General features: G+C 68.9%; 14 protein-coding genes. 13 read left to right on the forward strand and 1 reads right to left on the reverse strand.

Translation table 11 applies throughout. The features are described 5' to 3' along the window. Positions 1 to 27: 27 nt before the first annotated feature. The 12 genes from C5O79_RS16865 (at position 28) to C5O79_RS16920 (ending at position 15,159) form a co-directional block, all read left to right on the forward strand. Positions 28 to 957 (forward strand): Gfo/Idh/MocA family oxidoreductase, encoded by a 930-nt coding sequence (locus tag C5O79_RS16865; protein WP_047851388.1) that lies wholly within the window; start codon positions 28 to 30, stop codon positions 955 to 957. A 74-nt stretch (positions 958 to 1,031) separates the two neighbouring features. Next, positions 1,032 to 2,045: an arabinose ABC transporter substrate-binding protein gene (locus C5O79_RS16870; protein WP_046548784.1), complete on the forward strand. Its 1,014-nt coding sequence runs from the start codon at positions 1,032 to 1,034 to the stop codon at positions 2,043 to 2,045. Positions 2,046 to 2,065: 20 nt separating this feature from the next. Further along, on the forward strand, positions 2,066 to 3,628 hold the full coding sequence (araG, locus tag C5O79_RS16875) for an L-arabinose ABC transporter ATP-binding protein AraG (RefSeq protein ID WP_047851387.1): 1,563 nt from the start codon (positions 2,066 to 2,068) through the stop codon (positions 3,626 to 3,628). Positions 3,629 to 3,660: 32 nt separating this feature from the next. After that, positions 3,661 to 4,680 (forward strand): L-arabinose ABC transporter permease AraH, encoded by a 1,020-nt coding sequence (gene araH, locus C5O79_RS16880; RefSeq protein WP_039340382.1) that lies wholly within the window; start codon positions 3,661 to 3,663, stop codon positions 4,678 to 4,680. Positions 4,681 to 4,731: 51 nt separating this feature from the next. After that, positions 4,732 to 5,634: an SMP-30/gluconolactonase/LRE family protein gene (locus tag C5O79_RS16885; RefSeq protein WP_047851386.1), complete on the forward strand. Its 903-nt coding sequence runs from the start codon at positions 4,732 to 4,734 to the stop codon at positions 5,632 to 5,634. Positions 5,635 to 5,806: 172 nt separating this feature from the next. Further along, positions 5,807 to 6,307: a MarR family winged helix-turn-helix transcriptional regulator gene (locus tag C5O79_RS16890; protein ID WP_046548781.1), complete on the forward strand. Its 501-nt coding sequence runs from the start codon at positions 5,807 to 5,809 to the stop codon at positions 6,305 to 6,307. A 221-nt stretch (positions 6,308 to 6,528) separates the two neighbouring features. After that, complete coding sequence (locus tag C5O79_RS16895; protein ID WP_046548780.1) at positions 6,529 to 7,359, forward strand: p-hydroxycinnamoyl CoA hydratase/lyase; 831 nt, start codon at positions 6,529 to 6,531, stop codon at positions 7,357 to 7,359. 71 nt (positions 7,360 to 7,430) lie between these two features. Further along, positions 7,431 to 8,879, forward strand: coding sequence for an aldehyde dehydrogenase (locus C5O79_RS16900; RefSeq protein ID WP_046548779.1), 1,449 nt, complete (start codon positions 7,431 to 7,433; stop codon positions 8,877 to 8,879). Between the two features lie 11 nt (positions 8,880 to 8,890). Further along, the gene (locus tag C5O79_RS16905; protein ID WP_131931495.1) at positions 8,891 to 10,783 is read left to right on the forward strand and encodes a feruloyl-CoA synthase; all 1,893 of its coding nucleotides are present in this window, start codon (positions 8,891 to 8,893) and stop codon (positions 10,781 to 10,783) included. Positions 10,784 to 10,984: 201 nt separating this feature from the next. Next, positions 10,985 to 12,190: a 3-(3-hydroxy-phenyl)propionate transporter MhpT gene (mhpT, locus tag C5O79_RS16910; protein WP_039340395.1), complete on the forward strand. Its 1,206-nt coding sequence runs from the start codon at positions 10,985 to 10,987 to the stop codon at positions 12,188 to 12,190. Between the two features lie 62 nt (positions 12,191 to 12,252). Then, on the forward strand, positions 12,253 to 13,401 hold the full coding sequence (locus C5O79_RS16915) for a porin (protein WP_122477177.1): 1,149 nt from the start codon (positions 12,253 to 12,255) through the stop codon (positions 13,399 to 13,401). A gap of 33 nt (positions 13,402 to 13,434) precedes the next feature. Further along, entirely contained in the window at positions 13,435 to 15,159 is a 1,725-nt protein-coding gene (locus C5O79_RS16920) for a tannase/feruloyl esterase family alpha/beta hydrolase (RefSeq protein ID WP_131931497.1), read from the forward strand. A gap of 81 nt (positions 15,160 to 15,240) precedes the next feature. Here the strand turns inward: C5O79_RS16920 and C5O79_RS16925 are convergent, their stop codons facing one another. Then, the gene (locus C5O79_RS16925; protein WP_039340400.1) at positions 15,241 to 15,717 is read right to left on the reverse strand and encodes an Lrp/AsnC family transcriptional regulator; all 477 of its coding nucleotides are present in this window, start codon (positions 15,715 to 15,717) and stop codon (positions 15,241 to 15,243) included. A 158-nt stretch (positions 15,718 to 15,875) separates the two neighbouring features. Here C5O79_RS16925 and C5O79_RS16930 point away from each other — a divergent pair, with 158 nt between their 5' ends. After that, positions 15,876 to 17,108 carry a diaminopropionate ammonia-lyase gene (locus tag C5O79_RS16930; protein WP_122477169.1) on the forward strand — a complete coding sequence of 411 codons (1,233 nt, stop codon included), beginning with the start codon at positions 15,876 to 15,878 and terminating at the stop codon, positions 17,106 to 17,108. Positions 17,109 to 17,133: the final 25 nt, after the last annotated feature.

Raw genomic sequence — 17,133 nt, forward strand, 5'->3', positions numbered from 1 at the left:
GAACGATTCGCGAAGGAGACATGCACGATGAGTGATCAGGTTTCGCTGGGTGTCGTCGGCATCGGCAAGATTGCGCGCGACCAGCATCTGCCGGCGATCGATGCCGAGCCGGGTTTCAAGCTGACCGCGTGCGCGAGCCGCCACGCGGAAGTCGCCGGCGTGCGCAACTATCGCGACCTGCGCGCGCTGCTGGCCGCCGAGCGCGAGCTCGACGCCGTGTCGCTGTGCGCACCGCCGCAGGTGCGCTACGCGCAGGCGCGCGCTGCGCTCGAAGCCGGCAAGCACGTCATGCTCGAGAAGCCGCCGGGTGCGACGCTCGGCGAAGTGGCGGTACTGGAAGCGCTCGCACGCGATCGCGGCCTCACGCTGTTCGCGACCTGGCATTCGCGCTGCGCGAGTGCGGTGGAACCGGCCCGTGAATGGCTCGCGACGCGCGCGATCCGCGCGGTGCAGGTGCGCTGGAAAGAGGACGTGCGGCGCTGGCATCCGGGGCAGCAATGGATCTGGGAGCCGGGCGGCCTCGGCGTGTTCGATCCGGGCATCAACGCGTTGTCGATCGTCACGCGGATCCTGCCGCGTGAGCTCGTGCTGCGCGAGGCGACGCTCATCGTGCCGAGCGACGTGCAGACGCCGATTGCCGCCGAGCTCGATTGTGCAGATACCGACGGCGTGCCGGTGCGTGCGGAATTCGACTGGCGGCACGGCCCGGTCGAGCAATGGGAGATCGCGGTCGACACGGCCGACGGCGTGCTCGCGATCAGCCGCGGCGGCGCGCAGTTGTCGATCGCGGGCGAGCCGGTCGAGCTCGGTCCCGAACGCGAATATCCGGCGCTGTATGCGCACTTCCATGCGCTGATCGCGCGTGGCGAAAGCGACGTCGACGTACGGCCGTTGCGGCTCGTCGCCGATGCATTCCTGTTCGGCCGGCGCGTGCAGACGGACGCGTTCGGCCGCTGATCACGCGGTCGCGCCGAGGCGCGATCGCACACGACGAACCATTACGGCACAAGCCGATATCAAGGAGACACCGCATGAACCGCACGACTCACACGATTCGCCGCCATACCCTGCGCGCGCTGCTGGCCGCGCTTTGCATCGCGCCGCTCGGCATGCAGGGCGCCGCGCGCGCCGACGCGCCGCTGAAGATCGGCTTCCTGGTGAAGATGCCCGAGCAGGCCTGGTTCATCAACGAGCAGAATGCGGCATCCGCGCTCGGCCAGAAGGAGAATTTCTCGGTCGTGAAGATCGGCACGCCCGACGGCGAGAAGGTGCTGGCCGCGATCGACAACCTCGGCTCGCAGGGCGCGCAGGGCTTCGTGATCTGCGCGCCGGACGTGCGCCTCGGCCCGGCGATCGCCGCGCGCGCGAAGCGCTACAACATGAAGTTCGTGACCGTCGACGACCAGCTCGTCGATTCGACCGGCAAGCCGCTGCCGAACGTGCCGCACCTCGGGATGTCGGCGACCAAGATCGGCAACCAGGTCGGCCAGGCCATTTCCGACGAGATGAAGCGGCGCGGCTGGAAGCCCGAGGAAGTCGGCGCGCTTCGGATCACGAACTACGAGCTGCCGACCGCGAAGCTGCGCACCGACGGCGCGACGCAGGCGCTGCTCGCGAACGGCTTCCGCAAGGAGAACATCTTCGACGCGCCGCAGAAGACGACCGACGACGAAGGCGGCTTCAGCGCGGCCGCGCCGGTGCTCGCGCGCCATCCGAACGTGAAGAAGTGGGTGGTCTACGCGCTGAACGAGGAAACCGTGCTCGGCGCGGTGCGTGCGACCGAGCAGTTGCATATCCCGGCGGCCGACGTGATCGGCGTGGGCATCAACGGCGCGGGCGAGGCGTTCGCCGAGTTCCAGAAGAAGGAGCCGACCGGCTTCTACGGGACGATCGCCGTCAGCTCGACGAACCACGGCAAGGACAGCACGCAGAACCTCGTCGAATGGATTCGCGACGGCAAGACGCCGCCGGCCGACACGCAGACGAGCGGCAAGCTGATGACGCGCGCGAACTGGCAGGCCGTGCGCGCCGAACTCGGCATCTGAGCGCACGAGGCGAGAACGCGATGACGACGCAGACGATGACGGCCGTATCCGACAACGATGGCGGCACCGGCGGCGATGCCGCCGAGACGTCGCCGGGCGGCCCGCTGCTCGCGCTCGACGGCATCACGGTGACGTTCCCGGGCGTGCGTGCGCTCGACGCCGTGTCGCTGTCGGTGCGCGCGGGCGAAGTGCACGGGCTGATGGGCGAGAATGGCGCGGGGAAGTCGACGCTGCTGAAGGTGCTGTCCGGCGTGAACCAGCCGCAGGCCGGCACGCTGACGCTGAACGGCACCGAGCAGCGCTTCGCGTCGACGCGCGCGGCGCTCGAGGCCGGCATCGCGATCATCTACCAGGAACTGCATCTGGTGCCCGAGTTGACGGTCGCCGAGAACCTGATGCTCGGGCAGCTGCCGAGCCGGCTCGGCGTGGTCGACGAACGCACGCTCGCCGCGCGCGCGCTCGATGCGCTGGAGCGGCTCGGCGAGCACATCGATCCGGGCATCCCGGTGAAATACTTGTCGATCGGCCAGCGCCAGATGATCGAAATCGGCAAGGCGCTGATGCGCGACGCGCGCGTGATCGCGTTCGACGAGCCGACGAGTTCGCTGTCCGCGCGCGAAACGACGCAATTGTTCCGGATCATCCGCGCGCTGCGCGCGGAAGGCCGCGCGATCATCTACGTCACGCACCGGATGGAGGAAGTGTACGAACTGTGCGACCGCGTGACGGTGTTCCGCGACGGCCGCCGCATCGACACGTTCGATTCCGTCACCGATCTCGACCGCGACCGGTTGATCGGCTGCATGGTCGGACGCTCGATCGAGGACGTGTACGGCTACCGGCCGCGCACGGCCGGCGACGTGCTGATCGAGGCGAAGGGGCTGGCGGGGCCCGGGTTGTCCGAGCCCGTGTCGTTCACCGCGCGGCGCGGCGAGATCGTCGGCTTCTTCGGGCTCGTGGGCGCGGGCCGCTCGGAGCTGATGAAGCTGCTGTACGGCGCCGCGCGCCCGAGCGCGGGGCACGTCGAGCTGAACGGGAAGCGGGTTGCGTTCGGGAGCCCGCGCGATGCAGTGCGCGCCGGCCTCGCGCTGTGCCCGGAAGACCGCAAGCAGGAAGGCATCGTCGCGATCGCGTCGGTGGCCGACAACCTGAACATCAGCGCGCGCCGGCATTTCAGCCCGGCGCGGGTGCTGCTCGACGGGCGGCGCGAACGCGAACTCGCGCAACGCTACATCGAGCGGCTCGCGATCAAGACCCGCGACGGCGACACGCCGATCGGCGCGCTGTCCGGCGGCAACCAGCAGAAAGTCGTGCTCGCGCGCTGGCTGGCCGAGCGCATCGACGTGTTCCTGATGGACGAGCCGACGCGCGGCATCGACGTCGGCGCGCGCGCGGAAATCTACAACCTGTTCTACGAACTCGCGGAAGCGGGCCGCACGGTGATCCTCGTGTCGAGCGACCTGGCCGAGGTGATCGGCGTGTCGGACCGGATCATCGTGATGAAGGAAGGGCGGATCGCGGGCGAGGTCGCGAAGGCGCACGCGACGCCCGACGCGCTGATCAAGCTCGCGCTGCCGCGCTAGCGCCCCGCAACGATCAACCGGATGCAAATGACATGAGCCAGGCAATGCAACCCCAACGCACTTCCCCTTCCCCCGATGCCGCCATCGCACCCGCGCGAGCGCGCGGCGGCGTGTGGCAGCTGATCAACCGCTCCGGCATCGTGATGGTGTTTCTCGTGCTGTTCGCGACGCTGTCGCTGACGGTGCCGGACTTCCTCACGCCGCGCAACATCCAGGGCCTGCTGCTGTCGGTCACGCTGATCGGCTCGATCGCGGTGACGATGATGTTCGTGCTCGCGCTCGGCGAGGTCGACCTGTCGGTCGCGTCGATCGTCGCGTTCTCGGGCGTCGTCGCGTCGACGCTGATCACCGCGACGCACAGCGTCGTGCTCGGCATCGCGGGCGGCGTGCTCGCGGGCGGGGCGGTCGGGCTCGTCAACGGCGTGCTGATCGCGCGCTGGCGGATCAACTCGCTGATCGTCACGCTCGCGATGATGGAAGTCGTGCGCGGGCTCGCGTTCATCACGTCGAACGGCGACGCGGTGATGATCTCCGAGGAACGCTTCTTCGATCTCGGCGGCGGCTCGTTCCTCGGCATCTCGTATCCGATCTGGAGCAACATCGTCGGCTTCGTCGTGTTCGGCTTCCTGCTGCGCAAGACGGTGTTCGGCAAGAACGTGCTCGCAGTGGGCGGCAATGGCGAGGCTGCGCTGCTGGCCGGGCTGCCGGTGATGCGCATCAAGATCACCGTGTTCGTGCTGCAGGGGCTCGTGACCGGTTTTGCCGGCGTGATGCTCGCGTCGCGGATGAGCCTCGGCGACCCGAAGACGTCGGTCGGCCTCGAACTCGGCGTGATTTCCGCATGCGTGCTCGGCGGCGTGTCGCTGACGGGCGGCGTCGCGACGATTTCCGGCGTGCTGGTCGGCGTGCTGATCATGGGCTCCGTGCAGGACGCGATGAGCCTGCTGAACGTGCCGACGTTTTACCAATATCTGATACGCGGCGGAATTCTGTTGCTCGCGGTGCTGTTCGACCAGTATCGTCGCAACCAGCGGCGCGCGATGAAGATCTGACCCTGGCGAACGCGCGGCCGCCTGCATAAGCGACAGATATCGGGAGACGGCATGCAACAGATTCATCCGGCCGGGCAGGCGACGCTGCTGGCCGACACCCGCAACACGCTCGGCGAAGGCGCGACGTGGTGCGACAGGACGCACGCGCTGTACTGGGTGGACATCGAAGGTGCGCAACTGTGGCGCTGCCGCGCGGACGGTTCGCACCTCGCGCAATGGGCGATGCCCGAGCGGCTCGCGTGCTTCGCGTTGACCGACGATCCGGACGTGCTGCTCGTCGGGCTCGCGACGCATCTCGCGTTTTTCGACCTGCGCAGCGGTGCGTTCACGCGGATCGTCGACGTCGAACCCGAGCTGCCGACGCGGCTGAACGACGGGCGCTGCAATGGTTCCGGCGCGTTCGTGTTCGGGATGAAGGACGAAGGCGCCGAGCCGCCGCGCGCGGTTGGCGGGTTCTATCGGCTCAATCCCGATCTCACGCTCGAACGGCTTGCGTTGCCTGCGGCCGCGATTGCGAACAGCATCGGGTTCTCGCCGGATGGCACGAAGATGTACTTTTGCGATTCGCTGGTGCGCGAGATTTTCGTGTGCGATTACCGTGCAGGCGGCGATGTCGCGAACGTGCGGCCGTTCGCGCGCCTGACCGATCCAGACGGCGATCCGGACGGCTCGATCGTCGATCGCGACGGCGGCCTGTGGAATGCGCAGTGGGGCGGCAGGCGGGTGGTGCGCTACGGGCCGGACGGCGTCGAGACGGATCGCGTGGCCGTACCGACCGCGCAGCCGAGTTGCACGGCGCTCGACGGTGAGGGCCGCCTCTACGTGACGAGCGCGCGCATCGGGTTGAGCGACGATGCGTTGGCCGACGACCCGCATGCGGGCGGCGTGTTCGTCGCGCAGACGCGGCACGCGGGGATGGCGACGGCGCGGTTTGCGGGGACGCCGCGCGGCTGATCGCGTACGGGATGCCGTTCATCGGATGTCGCCGACGCAGCGGGTTTCGCGGCCAGGCCGGCAGTTCGCCATGCGCGCGGGAGTGCGCTGCGGCTGCCCGGTATGCCTGGAACCTCCCGTTCGCCTCCCGACGTGCTGGTAAGATGGCCCGCAATTCCATCCCGCCCGCACCATGAGTTCCGCACCGACCAAACCCGCGAATCCGAAGAGCGCCACGAGGAACGTCCGCTCAACAGGCGACAAGCCGAAGCCGCGCGTGCAGCAGCGCCTGACCTACGTGATCGGCGGTCTCGACCGGCTGCTGCGCCGCCACATGACCGACGCGCTCGCACCGCTTGGCATCACGCTCGCGCAATACACGGCGCTGTCGGTGCTCGAGGCGCGCGGCGCGTCGTCGAACGCGCAACTGGCCGAGCGCTCGTGGATCACGCCGCAATCGGCGAATGAAGTGATGAGCGTGATGGCCGCCCGCGGCTTCGTCACGCGTGAAGCGGACCCGTCGCACGGCCGCATCATCCTGCTGACGCTGACCGACGAAGGCGCGGCGATGCTGCGCGAATGCGAAGCCGTGCTGCGCCCGCTCGAAAAGCGCATGCTCGGCGACATATCCGCCGACGACGCAGCGCACGTGCAGCGCGCGCTCGAACTGTTCTCGCGCAACCTGCGCGGCTGACCCCGTTCCGACCCCCCTCATCGCGAGGGCCCGCGCGGCCCGCGTTTGCCTTGCCGGTCGCCTGACCGTTCCCCGATTCCGTCGCTCTCACCGCTTTCCGATCCGGGTTTACACCGGCGCTCGTGCCGCTTGCAATATCAGGTAGCCTGATATTAAATGAAGCCGTCCGCAGCAGGAATGCTGCGCACCGAATCGCACAGGAACGAACGACAGGAAACGATATGAGCAAGTACGACAACCGCTGGCAGACCGTTGACGTGAAGGTGGAGGCCGGCATCGCGTGGGTCACGCTGAACCGCCCCGAGAAGCGCAACGCAATGAGCCCGACGCTGAACCGTGAGATGCTGGAAGTCCTCGACGCGGTCGAGTTCGACGACGAGGCGAAGGTGCTGGTGCTGACCGGCGCGGGCGCTGCATGGACCGCCGGCATGGACCTGAAGGAGTACTTCCGCGAGATCGACGGCGGCTCCGATGCGCTGCAGGAAAAAGTGCGCCGCGACGCATCGGAATGGCAATGGCGTCGCCTGCGGATGTACAACAAGCCGACCATCGCGATGGTGAACGGCTGGTGTTTCGGCGGCGGTTTCTCGCCGCTCGTCGCGTGCGACCTCGCGATCGCGGCCGACGAAGCGGTGTTCGGGCTGTCGGAGATCAACTGGGGGATCCCGCCGGGCAACCTCGTCAGCAAGGCGATGGCGGATACGGTCGGGCACCGCCGCGCGCTGCACTACATCATGACGGGCGATACGTTCACCGGCGTGGAAGCGGCCGACATGGGCCTCGTGAACAGCAGCGTGCCGCTCGCCGAACTGCGCGACGCGACGATTGCGCTCGCGGCCCGCCTGATGGACAAGAACCCGGTCGTGCTGCGCGCGGCGAAGCACGGCTTCAAGCGTTCGCGCGAACTCACGTGGGAGCAGTGCGAGGATTACCTGTACGCGAAGCTCGACCAGGCGCAACTGCGTGACCCTGAACGCGGTCGCGAACAGGGGTTGAAGCAGTTCCTCGACGACAAGACGATCAAGCCGGGCCTGCAGGCATACAAGCGCTGATACAAGCGCGGACGCAGCCGCCGGCATCACCGCCGGCGTAATCGCAAGAGACAGGCAAGGCAGGAGACAACATGACCGACAGACGGATGCTGATCGCCGGCGAGTGGTGTACCGCCCGCGATGGGCGCACCTTCGACCGATTCAACCCCGCGACGGGCGCGCTGGCGTCACGCGCGCCGGCGGCCGGCGCAGCCGACGCCGACGCGGCGATCGACGCCGCGCACCGCGCGTTTCCGGCATGGTCGGCGCTTGCGCCGACCGAGCGCCGCCGGCTGCTGCTGAAGGCGGCCGACCTGATGGACGCGCGCATCGACGCGTTCATCGCGACGGGCGTAGCCGAAACCGGCGCGACGCCCGGCTGGATCGGCTTCAACGTGACGCTCGCGGCGAACATGCTGCGCGAGGCCGCGTCGATGACGACGCAGATCGCCGGCGACGTGATTCCGTCCGACGTGCCGGGCAACCTTGCGCTGGCGATGCGCGTGCCGTGCGGCGTCGTGCTCGGCATCGCGCCGTGGAACGCGCCGGTGATCCTCGGCACGCGAGCGTTGGCGATGCCGCTCGCATGCGGCAACACGGTCGTGCTGAAGGCCTCCGAAGCGTGCCCCGGCGTGCATGCGCTGATCGGCGCGGTGCTGGACGAAGCAGGGCTCGGCGCGGGCGTGGTCAATGTGATCTCACACGCGGCGGCCGACGCACCCGAACTCGTCGAGCGGCTGATCGCGCATCCGCACGTGAAGCGCATCAACTTCACCGGGTCGACGCATGTCGGGCGCATCATCGCGCGCCACGCGGCCGCTCACCTGAAACCGGTGCTGCTCGAACTCGGCGGCAAGGCGCCCGTGCTCGTGCTGGACGATGCCGATCTCGACGCGGCTGTCGACGCGATCGCGTTCGGCGCGTTCTTCAACCAGGGGCAGATCTGCATGTCGACCGAGCGCGTGATCGCCGCGCGGCCGATTGCCGATGCACTCGTCGAACGCCTCGCCGCGAAGGCGCGCACGCTGGTCGCGGGCGATCCGCTGGCCGGCCATCCGCTGGGCACGATGGTCGACGCGTCGGCCGCCGCGCGTGCGGCGTCGCTGGTCGAGGATGCGCGTGCGCTTGGCGCGCAACTGCCGCTCGGCTGTCGCGTCGAAGGCGCGACGATGCAGCCGGCGATCGTCGATGGCGTGACGCGCGACATGCGGCTGTATCGCGAGGAGTCGTTCGCGCCGGTCGTCGCGATCCTGCGCGCGGACAGCGACGACGAAGCGGTCGCGCTCGCGAACGACAGCGAGTTCGGGCTGTCGGCGAGCGTGTTCAGCCGCGATGTCGCACGCGCGATGGCGGTCGCACGCCGGATCGAATCGGGAATCTGCCACATCAACGGGCCGACCGTGCATGACGAGGCGCAGATGCCGTTCGGGGGTACCAAGGCGAGCGGCTACGGCCGCTTCGGCAGCCGTGCGTCGATCGCCGAATTCACCGAGCTGCGCTGGATCACCGTGCAGACTTCGCCGCGTCATTACCCGATATGAGCGAGGCGACGATGAATGTAGCGAAGCCTCCGGGTGAGGCCGTACACGACACGGGCGGCGTGCGCTATCGCGCAGCGGCCGTCGCCGTGGGCGCGGCTGAGATTCGTCGCGCGGAAAACGGCGCGTGGTATCTGCGTTCGCGCGAACCGCTCGGCGACTACCCGACGCGCCTGACCGATTGCCTCGTGAACGGCGCGCAAGCACACCCCGACCGCGTGCTGGCCGCGAGGCGCGGCGCCGACGGTCGCTGGGTCGAGATCACCTACGCACAGATGCTTGAACGTGCGCGTGCAATCGGCCAGGGCCTCGTCGATCTCGGGCTGTCGGTCGAGCGTCCGCTCGCGGTGCTGTCCGGCAACGATCTCGAGCATCTGCAGCTGATGTTCGCGGCGATGCTGGCCGGCGTGCCGTACTCGCCGATCTCGCCCGCGTATTCGCTGGTGTCGACCGACTACGGCAAGCTGCGTCACACGCTCGGCGTGCTGAAGCCGGGCGCGGTGTTCGTCGCCGAACGTGCGCCGTTCGCGCGTGCGCTCGACGTCACGTTGCCGGCCGATGCGGCGCTGATCGTCGCACGCGACGACGATGCCGATGCGAACGGGAAGGTCAGCGCGGTGCCGCTGTCGCAGCTTCTTGCGACCGTCCCGCGCACGATCGACGCACTCCACGAAGCGGTCGGCCCCGATCATCTCGCGAAGATCCTGTTCACGTCCGGCTCGACGAAGCAGCCGAAGGCCGTGCCGACCACGCACCGGATGCTGTGCAGCAACCAGCAGATGCTGCGCCAGACGATGCCCGAACTGACGCGCGAACCGCCGGTGCTGGTCGACTGGCTGCCGTGGAATCACACGTTCGGCGGCAGTCACAACCTCGGCATCGCGCTGTACAACGGCGGCTCGCTGTACATCGACGACGGCCGCCCGGTGCCGGGCCGCTTCGACGAAACCGTGCGCAACCTGCGCGAGATCGCGCCGACGATCTACTTCAACGTGCCGAAGGGCTGGGACGAGCTGACCGTCGCGCTCGAACGCGATGCCGAGTTGCGCGCGACGTTCTTCTCGCGCGTGAAGCTGTATTTCTTCGGCGGCGCGGGCCTGTCGCAGGCCGCGTGGGACCGGCTCGACCGCGTGACCGAAGCGCATTGCGGCGAGCGGATCCGGATCATGGCGGGCCTCGGGATGACGGAGGCGTCGCCGTCGTGCCTGTTCACGACGGGGCCGCTGATGCGCGCCGGCTATATCGGGCTGCCCGCGCCCGGCTGCGACGCGAAGCTCGTGCCGTGCGGCGGCAAGCTCGAACTGCGCTTCAAGGGGCCGAACGTGATGCGCGGCTACTGGCATGCGGACGTCGATCCGCGTGACGTATTCGACGACGAAGGCTATTACCGCAGCGGCGACGCGGGGGTCTTTGCCGATCCGGAGCGGCCGGACCTCGGGCTGCTGTTCGACGGGCGGCTGACCGAGGATTTCAAGCTGAGCAGCGGCACCTTCGTCAGCGTCGGCCCATTGCGCGCGAACGCGGTGTCGAGCGGTGCGCCGTACGTGCAGGACGTGGTCGTCACCGGGATCAATCGCGACGATATCGGGCTGCTGGTGTTTCCGCGCGTCGACGCGTGCCGTGCGTTGGCGGGGCTCGCCGCCGATGCGTCCGTGACCGACGTGCTGCGCGCGCCGGCCGTGCGTGCGGTGTTCGAGCAATGGCTCGTCGAGCTGAACCGGCATGCGAGCGGCGGTTCGACGTTCGTCGCGCGCATCCGGCTGATCGACACGCCGCCGTCGCTCGACCTCGGCGAAGTGACCGACAAGGGTTCGCTGAACCAGGGGGCCGTGCAGCAGCATCGCGCGGCGACGATCGACGCGCTGTACGACCCGGCGCGACGCGATCCCGACGTGATTTACGCGTAACCGGAAGCATACCGAATCAAGCAGATACAACGACCTGCCGGCCACGACACCGGCAGGCATGCTTGCGGCCAGTGAATCAGGTTGCCTGATAAAGGCGGCCGTTCAGACGACACCTTGCGCGCTGCTTCGCCACTGGCCGGCGACGGCGCGCGGCGGCCAGTGGCGGGCCGACCGACTACAAGACATGGGACTGGAGACAGGATGAACACTTACGTTGCCGAAAAACCCACGGTCGCGACTACGCTCGCGCTGTGTTTCGCGATCGCTCTCCTCGAGGGGCTCGACCTGCAGTCGGTCGGTGTCGCCGCGCCGCGCATGGCGCGCGAATTCGGGCTGAGCGTGTCGCAAATGGGGATCGCGTTCAGCGCGGGCACCTTCGGGCTGCTGCCGGGCGCGATGCTCGGCGGGCGGCTCGCCGACCGGATCGGCCGCAAGCGCGTGCTGATCGCATCGGTCGTGCTGTTCGGGCTGCTGTCGATCGCGACCGCGCAGGTATCGACGTTCGCGATGCTCGTCGTCGTGCGCGTGCTGACCGGCATCGGCCTCGGCGGCGCGATGCCGAACCTGATCGCGCTGTCGTCCGAAGCGGTCGAGCCGCGCTCGCGCAGCAGCGCGGTGGCGACGATGTACTGCGGCATCCCGTTCGGCGGCGTGATCGCGTCGCTGATCGGCGTGCTGCTGGCCGGCGACACCGAGTGGCGGCACATCTTCTACGTCGGCGGCGTGGGGCCGCTGCTGCTCGTGCCGCTGCTCGTGTGGTTCCTGCCGGAATCGCGTGCATATCTCGACGTCGCCGGCACGCAGGCCGCGCGCACGAGCGTCGCACGCACGCTGTTCGGCGACGGCCGCACGACGTCCACGGTCGCGCTGTGGGTCAGCTACTTCTGCACGCTGATCGTCCTCTATTTCCTGCTGAACTGGCTGCCGTCGCTGATGGCCTCGCGCGGGCTCGATCGCGCACACGTCGGCCTCGTGCAGATCGCGTTCAACGTCGGCGCGGGGCTCGGCGCGCTCGGCATCGGCGCGGCGCTCGACCGGATGCGCGCGTCGCGCGTGGTCGGCGGCATGTATATCGGGATCGTGCTGTCGCTCGCCGCGCTCGCGGCCGCGCCCGGTTTCGCGTCGCTCGCGGCGGCTGCGTTCGCGGCGGGGATGTTCGTGGTCGGCGGCCAGTCGGTGCTGTATGCGCTCGCGGCGATCTACTACCCGACCGCGATGCGCGGCACGGGTGTCGGCGCGGCGGTGGCCGTCGGCCGGCTCGGTTCCGTCGTCGGGCCGCTCGCGGCCGCGACGCTGCTGGCCGCGGGCCGCAGCGCGCCGGTCGTGATCGGCGCGAGCATCCCCGTCACGCTCGTCGCGGCCTTCGCTGCATTCGTGCTGATTCGCCGCCCTCAAGCAGGCGACTGATGGTTCGATTTTTTCAATGCGCGCCGTCAGAGCGCGCTTACTCAAGGTCTGGAGACGCAACGATGAAGACGAAGACAAGGAACGGCCTGCTGGCCGCCGGCGCGTGCTGCGCGCTTGCCGCGCCCGGTGCGCATGCGCAGTCGAGCGTGACGCTATACGGGATCATCGATACGGGCGTCGAATACGTGTCGCACGCGAACGCGGCAGGCGACCACGTCGTGCGGATGCCGGGCGTGACGGGCGAACTGCCGTCGCGCTGGGGGCTGCGCGGCACCGAGGATCTCGGCGGCGGCTATCAGGCGGTGTTCACGCTCGAAAGCGGCTTCAACGTGCGCGGCGGCGATCTCGGGCAGGGCGGCCGGCTGTTCGGGCGCCAGGCGTTCGTCGGGCTGAAGAGCGGCTTCGGCACGCTCGCGTTCGGCCGTCAGTACACGATGACCTATCTCGCGCTGCAGGGCGCGGACATCATCGGCCCCGACATCTACGGGCTCGGTTCGTTCGACGCGTACGTGCCGAATGGCCGCGCCGACAACGCGGTGACCTACGTCGGTGCGTATCGCGGCGTGACGTTCGGCGCCGCGTATTCGTTCGGCCGCGACGGCGCGGGCACCGGCAACTCGCCGGGGCAGGGCACGTGCGCGGGGCAGGTGCCGGGCGATGCGGTGCAGTGCCGCAACTGGTCGGTGATGCTCAAGTACGACAGCGCGTACTTCGGTGCGGCGGCCTCGTACGAGGAACAGCGCGGCGGCACCGGCGCGGCCGCGAACTTCTTCGACGGCGTGGCGCCCGTTCCCTTCACCAGCAGCGGCGGCAAGGACGCGCGCACGCACGTGAGCGCGTATGCGCAGGCGGCCGGCGCGAAGATCGGCGCGGGCTGGATCGGGCGGCGCGTGTCGACCGGTTCGCCGGCCGCGGCCGGCGCACATTCGGACCTGTTCTTCGTCGGCGCGTCGTATGCGGTGAAGCCCGATTTCGTCGTCGACGGCGAAGGCTACCGGATCGTCAACAGCGCGCACGACACGCGCGCGACGATGGCCACGCTGCGCGCGACCTATCTGCTGACCAAGCGCACGGCCGTCTATGCGCAATCGTCGTATCTGTGGAACAGCGCGCATGCGCGCTACTCGGTCAGCGGCGGCGGGCCCGGCACGACGCCCGGCGCGGGGATGGGGCAGCTCGGCGCGATGGTCGGCGTGCGGCACATGTTCTGATTCACCGGCGTGACGAACCGAACGGGAGTTATCTTGAACAGGAAATCTGCATTCCTCTGTATTGCGCCGCTGTCCGCCGCCGCCCTGCTCGCCGGTTGCGGCGGCGATGATTCGGTGAATGCCGTACCGACGCACCTGAGTGCCGCGACGCCGGCCGCGATGGCGCAGACCTGCGACGCGCTCGCCGCGAAGCTGGCGTATGCGAACACGTCGTTCACGTCGGTGACGACCGCGGCTGCCGGCGCGCTCACGGTGGCGGGCAAACCGATCGCCGAGCACTGCGTGATCGCAGGGAAGATGAACGAGCGCGTGAGCACGGTCGACGGCAAGACCTATGCGATCGGCTTCGAGATGCGCCTGCCGAAGGCGTGGAACGGCCGCTTCTTCTACCAGGCGAACGGCGGCCTCGACGGCAACGTCGTGACCGCGACCGGCGAGATCGGCGGCGGCGGGCCGCTGACCGACGCGCTGAACCAGGGCTTCGCGGTGATCAGCTCGGATTCCGGGCACAGCGCCGCGCAGAATCCGCTGTTCGGCCTCGATCCGCAGGCACGCATCGACTACGGCTACGGCGCGGTCGATGCGCTCACGCCGATGGCGAAGCAGGTGATCCGGCTCGCGTACGGCAAGGCGCCCGACCGTAGCTATTTCGGCGGCTGCTCGAACGGCGGCCGTCATGCGATGGTCACGGCGGTGCGCAACCCTGCCGACTACGACGGCATCATCGCGGGCGATCCGGGCTTTCATCTGCCGAAGGCGGCGATCGGCGAGATGTACGGCGCGCAGCAGTTCGCGAAGATCGCATCGGCGACCGGATCGAACGGGCTGCCGGATATCCGCAGCGGCTTCACCGACGCGGAGCGGCAGTTCGTCGGCGCGAAGATCCTCGAGAAATGCGATGCGCTCGACGGCGCCGCCGACGGAATGGTGCAGGACGTTGCCGCGTGCCAGGCGCACTTCAGCGTCGACGCGGACATCCCGACCTGCGCGAACGGCACGCGCACGGGCGCGTGCCTGACGACCGCGCAGAAGACCGCGCTCGGAAACGTGTTCACGGGCGCACGCAACAGCGCGGGCACGGCGCTCTACGCGGGCTTTCCGTACGATCCGGGCATCGCCGGCGGCGGCTGGGCCGCGTGGAAGCAGTCGAATTCGATCACGCTCGACCCGGCCGCGATGGCGTTCACGTTCATGTCGCCGCCGAAAACCGCCGCGGTGCTCGCGAACCTGCCCGGTTTCGCGCTCGGCTTCGACATGGACAACGACGCGCCGGCGATCTTCGCGACCAGCGGCGTGTACACGCAATCCGCGTGGTCGTTCATGACGCCGCCCGACGAGACCAACCTGTCCGCGCTGAAGGCGCGCGGTGCGAAGCTGCTCGTCTATCACGGCACCGGCGACCCGGTGTTCTCGTTCGACGATACGCGTGACTGGTACGCGCGGGTCGCGCAGGCGAACGGCGGCGATGCGTCGGATTTCGCGCGCTTCTACCCGGTGCCGGGGATGAACCACTGCTCGGGCGGCCCGGCGGCCGATCAGTTCGACCTGCTGACGCCGCTCGTGGCCTGGGTCGAGCAGGGGCAGGCGCCCGGTGCGGTGGTGGCCACCGCGCGCGATGCGACGAACGCGGTGCCGAATGCGGACGTGCCGGCATCGTGGGGCGCGGGACGCACGCGGCCGCTGTGCGCGTATCCGCAGGTGGCGCGCTACAACGGGTCGGGCGACGTGAATTCGGCGGCGAGCTTCAGTTGCCGCTGACGTAGCCGTCGATGGGAGGCGATCGGTGCATGCATTCGCGCGCCGGTCGCCTCATGTGTGCAACCGCTCACTCACTTACACTCACTCGCCCGGTTCGACCGGCACTTCGAGCCCGACCTTCACGCGGCTCATGCTCACCAGCGTCTTGAACCGCTTCACGTTGTTGTTCGCGAAGAACAGCTCGCGCGTGAGCGCGTTGTACTGATCCATGTTGCGCACCGCGAGGATCAGCACGAAATCCCATTCCCCCGTCACGTAGTAGCACTGCTGGATCTGCGGGCAGCGCTCGAAGGTGCGCTTCATCGCGTCGAGCTGGTCGATCTGCTCGCTTTCGACCTCGACGTTGACGACGATCGTCAGCGGGTGATCGACCTTGTCCGGCGCGACGACGGCCGTGTAGCGCTCGATCACGCCGTCGTCCGCGAGACGTTTCAGGCGCCGGTTCACGGCCGCGGTCGACAGGTTGACGCGCGCGCCGAGCTCGCTTTGCGGCGTTTGCGCGTCGCGCTGGATTTCCATCAGGAGCTTGCGATCGAATGCATCGAGTGGGGTGGTCATGATGGCGCGTGAAGCCTCGGAAGAATGAGAAATTTTTGCGTGGCGGACGCCGATTTGGCGATTTTATTGACACGCATGCGCAATATTATTTTTCGAACCGGCGGCGCGTGCAACCCGTGCGCGACCGACCCGAACCGACTCACGGAGTGCTGCCCACCATGCTGATCGCCAACCCCCGTGCCTCGCGCACCGCCTATCCGCACGCGCTGCGCCGCGTGATGAACATCGCATCGGCCGACGAAAGCGGCGCATGGCTGTCGCACTGGCCGCTCGTCGGCAACGCGCGCACGCCGTTGCGCGCGCTGCCGGATCTCGCCGCGCGTCTGGGCGTCGCGAGCGTCAGCGTGAAGGACGAGTCGTGCCGCTCGCCGCTCGGCAGCTTCAAGGCGCTCGGCGCACCGATCGCGCTGGTGCGGCTCGTGAAGCGCCTGCGACGCACGCAGGATCTCGATCCGCACGGGCTCGTCACCGGCCGCTACGCGGCCGAACTGGCCGACCTGACGGTGATCAGCGCGACCGACGGCAATCACGGCCGCGCGCTGGCTGCCGCCGCGCGTGCGATCGGCTGCGGGTGCGTGATCGTGCTGCACGCGAACGTCGAGGCCGAACGCGAACGCGCGATCTCGGCGTACGGCGCGCGGATCGTGCGCATCGAGGGGAACTACGACGAGTCGGTCGTCTGCGCGGCGCAGCTCGCGCAGGCGAACGGCTGGTATGTCGTGTCGGATACGTCGTACGACGGCTACGAGGCGATTCCGCGCGACGTGATGCAGGGCTATGGCGTGATCGCCGCCGAGGCCGCCGCGCAGCGGGCGCAGGACGACGGGCGGCCGTTCACGCACGTGCTGCTGCAGGGCGGCGTGGGCGGCCTCGCCGCGGGCGTCGCGAGTTACCTGTGGGAGCGCGACGGCGTGCAGCGGCCGCGCTTCGTCGTGGTCGAGCCGCGCCAGGCCGACTGCCTGTACCAGAGTGCGCTGGCAGGTCGCGCGTCCAAGGCGACCGGCAGCGTCGATTCCGTGATGGCCGGGCTGGCGTGCGGCGAGGCGTCGCCGCTTGCGTGGGACTTCCTCGAGATGTGCATCGACTATTTCATGCTGATCGACGACGAAGACGCGGTGCAGGCGATGCGCAACCTTGCGGCCGGCAGCGAACGCGACGTGCCGCTCGTCGCCGGGGAATCGGGCGCGGCCGGCGTCGCGGGGCTCGAGGTGCTCATGCGCGACCCTGCGCTCGCGCGGCAGGTGGGGCTCGATGCGCATTCGCGCGTGCTGGCGATCAATACGGAAGGCGCGACGGCGCCGTCCGTGTACCGGAGCTGCGTCGGCGAGACGGCCGACGCCGTGCTCGCGAGGCAGCGAGCCTGGCTGGACCGCGCGGCGGTCGCGGCCTGAACGACATCCCGACCGACCACGACCG

This window comes from Burkholderia sp. SRS-25, assembly GCF_004343765.1.
GTDB classification, from domain to species: Bacteria; Pseudomonadota; Gammaproteobacteria; order Burkholderiales; family Burkholderiaceae; genus Burkholderia; species Burkholderia contaminans.

Bases quoted from the DNA above. Each gene is read 5' to 3' on its own strand.
- C5O79_RS16865 (WP_047851388.1), top strand. From the start codon at position 28: ATGAGTGATCAGGTTTCGCTGGGTGTCGTCGGCATCGGCAAGATTGCG.
- C5O79_RS16870 (WP_046548784.1), top strand. From the start codon at position 1,032: ATGAACCGCACGACTCACACGATTCGCCGCCATACCCTGCGCGCGCTG.
- araG (WP_047851387.1), top strand. From the start codon at position 2,066: ATGACGACGCAGACGATGACGGCCGTATCCGACAACGATGGCGGCACC.
- araH (WP_039340382.1), top strand. From the start codon at position 3,661: ATGAGCCAGGCAATGCAACCCCAACGCACTTCCCCTTCCCCCGATGCC.
- C5O79_RS16885 (WP_047851386.1), top strand. From the start codon at position 4,732: ATGCAACAGATTCATCCGGCCGGGCAGGCGACGCTGCTGGCCGACACC.
- C5O79_RS16890 (WP_046548781.1), top strand. From the start codon at position 5,807: ATGAGTTCCGCACCGACCAAACCCGCGAATCCGAAGAGCGCCACGAGG.
- C5O79_RS16895 (WP_046548780.1), top strand. From the start codon at position 6,529: ATGAGCAAGTACGACAACCGCTGGCAGACCGTTGACGTGAAGGTGGAG.
- C5O79_RS16900 (WP_046548779.1), top strand. From the start codon at position 7,431: ATGACCGACAGACGGATGCTGATCGCCGGCGAGTGGTGTACCGCCCGC.
- C5O79_RS16905 (WP_131931495.1), top strand. From the start codon at position 8,891: ATGAATGTAGCGAAGCCTCCGGGTGAGGCCGTACACGACACGGGCGGC.
- mhpT (WP_039340395.1), top strand. From the start codon at position 10,985: ATGAACACTTACGTTGCCGAAAAACCCACGGTCGCGACTACGCTCGCG.
- C5O79_RS16915 (WP_122477177.1), top strand. From the start codon at position 12,253: ATGAAGACGAAGACAAGGAACGGCCTGCTGGCCGCCGGCGCGTGCTGC.
- C5O79_RS16925 (WP_039340400.1), bottom strand. From the start codon at position 15,717: ATGACCACCCCACTCGATGCATTCGATCGCAAGCTCCTGATGGAAATC.
- C5O79_RS16930 (WP_122477169.1), top strand. From the start codon at position 15,876: ATGCTGATCGCCAACCCCCGTGCCTCGCGCACCGCCTATCCGCACGCG.